Genomic DNA, 839 nt, shown 5'->3' on the forward strand with positions numbered 1-839 from the left:
GACCGGCCGGTGGATCCGGATGGTGGGCAGGTGTGGGGTCTGGGTCGTACGGCGGCGTTGGAGTTCCCTCGTCGGTGGGGTGGTCTGGTTGATCTGCCCGCTGTTCTGGATGCCCGGGCGGCCGGCCGGTTCGCTGCGGCGCTGGTGGGTGGTGAGGATCAGGTGGCGGTGCGTGCTTCGGGGCTGTTTGCCCGCAGGCTGCGTCGTGCCGGTGTGCTGGAGGCGCCGCGGGGTGAGTGGTGTCCTGCGGGGCCGGTGGTGATTACGGGTGGGACCGGTGCCTTGGGTGCCGAGGTGGCGCGGTGGCTGGCTCGGCGTGGTGTCGGGAAGTTGGTGCTGGTCAGCCGTCGGGGTCCGGAGGCTCCTGGGGCGGCGGAGTTGGTTGCCGAGTTGGCGGAACTCGGTGCGGTCGCGGTGGTTGTGGCGTGTGATGTGGCGGATCGTGAGGCTCTCGCGGTGGTGGTGGCGGAGCATGCGGTGGTGGGTGTGGTGCATGCGGCGGGTGTGGTGGAGGCGCGTCCGCTGGGGGAGACGGGGGTGGGTGACTTCGCGGAGGTGGTGCGGGCGAAGGTGCTGGGGGCGGCGCATTTGGATGCGTTGTTGCCGGATGCGGAGTTGTTCGTGCTGTTCTCTTCGGTTGCTGGGGTTTGGGGCAGTGGGGGGCAGGCGGCGTATGCGGCGGGTAATGCGTATGTGGATGGTCTGGCGGAGCGGCGGCGGGCTCGGGGTGCCGTGGCGACCGCGGTGGCCTGGGGTCCGTGGGCCGAGGCGGGCATGCTCGTCGAGGGCGATGCAGAGGAACACCTGCGCCGCCGCGGCCTGATCCCCATGAACCCGGC

At 71.0% G+C, this 839-nt stretch carries 1 protein-coding gene; it reads left to right on the top strand.

The annotated features are described in order from the left end of the window. The coding region (locus tag PJ985_RS23220) for a beta-ketoacyl reductase (protein ID WP_271685857.1) at positions 1–839 on the top strand (839 nt) is incomplete at both ends.

Source organism: Streptomyces sp. ACA25 (assembly GCF_028200735.1).
Lineage (GTDB): Bacteria > Actinomycetota > Actinomycetes > Streptomycetales > Streptomycetaceae > Streptomyces.